This is a genomic window from Streptomyces phytophilus (assembly GCF_013870535.1).
Taxonomy (GTDB): Bacteria; Actinomycetota; Actinomycetes; order Streptomycetales; family Streptomycetaceae; genus Streptomyces; species Streptomyces phytophilus.
Genome location: NZ_JACBXC010000685.1, coordinates 1 through 3,230 on the forward strand (window position 1 = coordinate 1; position 3,230 = coordinate 3,230).

Annotated in this window: 4 protein-coding genes and 1 tRNA gene; 2 read left to right on the top strand and 3 right to left on the bottom strand. The window is 71.6% G+C overall.

The window, feature by feature from the left end; all coding sequences use genetic code 11:
- Positions 1-186 (top strand): hypothetical protein (locus H5J30_RS23515; protein ID WP_258563499.1); only part of this gene is annotated, 186 nt, incomplete at its 5' end.
- Positions 187-363: 177 nt separating this feature from the next.
- Here the strand turns inward: H5J30_RS23515 and H5J30_RS23520 are convergent.
- Together H5J30_RS23520 and H5J30_RS23525 are read right to left on the bottom strand one after the other, a co-directional pair.
- A tRNA-Arg gene (locus H5J30_RS23520) sits at positions 364-439 on the bottom strand.
- A gap of 98 nt (positions 440-537) precedes the next feature.
- A complete protein-coding gene (locus H5J30_RS23525; protein ID WP_181789365.1) occupies positions 538-1,092 on the bottom strand; it encodes a PadR family transcriptional regulator in 555 nt (184 codons plus the stop codon).
- Between the two features lie 99 nt (positions 1,093-1,191).
- Here H5J30_RS23525 and H5J30_RS23530 point away from each other — a divergent pair, with 99 nt between their 5' ends.
- Complete coding sequence (locus H5J30_RS23530; protein ID WP_181789366.1) at positions 1,192-2,529, top strand: MATE family efflux transporter; 1,338 nt, start codon at positions 1,192-1,194, stop codon at positions 2,527-2,529.
- A gap of 19 nt (positions 2,530-2,548) precedes the next feature.
- On the opposite strand, the gene H5J30_RS23535 is transcribed toward H5J30_RS23530, so the two are convergent.
- On the bottom strand, positions 2,549-3,230 hold a 682-nt coding region (locus tag H5J30_RS23535; protein ID WP_181789367.1), incomplete at its 5' end, for a peptidoglycan recognition protein family protein.

Sequence of the window (3,230 nt, forward strand, 5' to 3'; positions counted from 1 at the left end):
CCCGCCGACACCCCCGACGAGCCGGACCCGTCGGGGCCGGCGCCCACCGAGACGCCGACAACGCCGCCGCCCGACACCAGCTCGCCGCCGGACCCCACCGACCCGCCGCGTGAGGGCCCGGGCGGGCTGCTGTGCCTCGACGTCGAGCTGGGGTGGCTCGTCGACTTGGACCTGTGCGTGCTGTGAACGCCCGGCTTGTGGGAGCCCTCGTGCTCCCGCAGCAGGTCTCACCTGCACAGAGAGCATGATCAAGTGGGAGCAGAATGGGAGTGGATCTTGAGTCGCGAAAGGTCGCGAAGGGTTCTCAAAGGTCCCGAACGGTCGGGAAGTTCGAGACTCCGCCCCAGGTGGGGGCGGTTTTGCTGGTGCCCCCGGCAGGATTCGAACCTGCGACACCCGCTTTAGGAGAGCGGTGCTCTATCCCCTGAGCTACGGAGGCGTACCGCCGTCCTGGGCGGCCTCTGACAGCGTAGCGGATGGCGGGTGGTGCCTGGTTCGAGGAGGGCGGCTGTCGGCGGGTGGGTGGGCGTTGGGTGGTCAGGGGGTTGGGGGTGGGTCGGGGTGGGGTGGGGCGGTCAGGGTTTGCAGGGTTTGTTCCAGCCAGTTGCGCTCTGCTTGCCGGGTGGCTCTGGCCATCACCAGCATCCCCTTCCGGAACGGGTCCTCCACGTCCTGGGCGCGGGCCGGCTCTCCGTCCTTGCGGAAGAAGCTGCCCGGTCCGGTGAGGAAGTCCAGCCGGCGGCGCAGCACCGCCGACTGGGCGGCCGGGTCGTCCAGTTGGTTCAGGAAGGCCAGCAGGGTGAAGAAGGCGCCGGCGTCGGTGATCTCGGTTTCCTTGGGGGACGTCAGGCGGCGGTGGAGTTCCGCGCGGCCGGTGTCGGTGAGGTGGAGTACCTGGCGGGTGGGGGCGCCCACGCCCGGGGTCTCCTGTCGTTCGATGTGGCCCGCCTCGCGCAGCCGGTTGAGCGCCGGGTAGAGGGCGCCGTCGCTCACCGGGCGGTTGTGGCCGATCAGGTCGGAGACGACCTGCCGTAGCTCGTACGCGTGCATGGGGCGTTCTGCCAGGAATCCGAGGATCGCGAGGGTCAGCACAGGTCTCCTTCCGCGCGGGGTTCGAGTGTATCTCTTTTCGAGTGACTCTAATCGAGGTACTGTGCGGTCGTTCATCCGTGCCGTCGGAAGGTTTCGGTCGTGTCCACCGCCGCTCTCTCCCCTGCCGCGACCCGTCGGACACTGCTCTCGCTCGGCGTCCCCGTCTACGTCGAGCTGCTCTCCGGCGTCGTCGCCGGCGTCATCGACACCGTCTGGGTCGCCCGCCTCGGCGGGGCCGCCGTGGGGGCGGTGGCCGTGGCGACGACCCTGGAGAACGTGCTTCTCGGCGTGATCCTCATGGCCAACGTCGGGGGCACGGTCCTCATCGCCGACGCCCTCGGCGGCGGTCGGCGGGCCGACGTGTCCGCGGTCGTGCGGGCCGTCGGGGTGCTGTGGCTGGTGATCGCCCCGGTCGTCGGCGTCGGCGGGTTTCTGCTGCGTGAGCCCGTCGCCCGGCTTCTCGCCGGGGGCGAGGGCGAGGTGTTCCGGCTGACCGTGGAGTTCTTCGCCGTCGCCTTCCCCGGGACGGCCGTCTTCTTCGCGCAGAACGCCGTCGACGGCATCTTCAAGGGCACGGGTGACACCAGGACCCCGATGCGGACCGCGATCCTCGCCAACGTCCTCATCCTGGTCCTCGACCCGCTGCTCATCTACGGGATCGGGCCGCTGCCCCGCATGGGCGTGCAGGGCGCGGCCCTCGGGATGCTCGCCGGCCGGGCCGTCGCCCTGGGCGTCAGCCTCACTCTGCTGCGGCGCCGGCGGCTCACCGCCGATACCGGCGCCCCCGCTGCCCTCCGCCTGCCCGCCGCCCTGCGCGGCGTGCTGCGTACCGGGCTTCCCGCCTCCGGGGACTTCGTCCTGCGCATGGGCGTCAGCGCGGTCCTCGTCGGCATCGTGGCCCGGTTCGGGGAGGATCCGCTCGCGGCGTACGGCATCGGGATCAAGGCGATGTTCTTCGTCACCATGGCCTTCTACGCGGTCCGGCAGGCGAGCGGCATCCTCACCGCCCGCGCCCGGGGCGCCGGGCAGGCGGCGGAGGTCATGATCGGGCGGCAGAGCGTCCTGCTGGCCACCCTGGTCGGCGCCGGGGCCGGTCTCCTCCTCGCGGTCGGGGGCCGCGGGCTCATGGGGCTCTTCAGCGACTCCCCGGGAGTCGTCGGCTCCGGTGCGGTGCTGCTGGTCCACCTCTTCCCGTACCTGCTGCTCCTGGCGGGGGTGGTGGGGCTCGGCGGGGTGTTCACGGGCGGGGGGCGCGCGCGGTCGCTTTTCTGGGTGACCCTGGTGGGGGCGGTGGTCCAGATACCCCTGGCCCTGGGGCTGAGCGCCATCCCGGCGCTGGGCGTGGAGGGGGTGTGGCTGTCGATGAGCATCGGTGCCGCGGCCCAGTACGTCATGTCGTACGCGCTGTTCAGGCTGTACTTTCCGGCGAGGTCCTGACCGTCTGCCCCCTGTGCCGTCAGCCCGTGCCGGCGGGCGTCCTGCGGGTGGCGGGTCCGTTCCCGTCCTGCGCTTCCTCGTTCTGCTGCCCCTCGCGGTGTCTGCGGATCCGCTGCTTCGCCCTGCTCTGCAGGCGGGTCGCCTCCTTGCGGAGGGTGGGCAGCACCCGCATGAGCGCCTCGCCCGGGCAGTTCGTCTCGTACCCGTCGATGTGGCCGAAGACCGTGGGCATCCTGACGGTGGCGTCCTTCGGGAACCGGCTGCTGTCGTTCGTCGAGACGAGCCGGGCGAGGTCGGCGGGGGCCGCGCCGGTGAGCCCGAGTTTCCAGGCGATGAGCATCTCCAGGGACGTCCGCAGCGGCTTGGGCACCGGCGCGCCCTCCGTGTACGTGCCGATCGCGGCGATGCCGGTGGTGCCCCTGTTGAGGCCCACGGTGTGGGCTCCGACCACCGGGCGGTCCGCGCCGCCTATCCGGCCCTCGAAGATCGTGCCGCACTTGTCGACGAGGAAGTTGTAGCCGATGTCGCCCCAGTCCTTGGCCACGGCGTGCGTCGCGTACATGTCGCGGACGAGGTACGGGCTGTCCGCGCAGTCGTAGCTGTTGGCGTGGCCGGTGTGGTGGAGGACCACGGCCCGCACGGCGTCCGCGTAGCGCGGCTTCTGGTCGAGGAGGCGCGGATCGGCGCCCCACTGCCCGCGG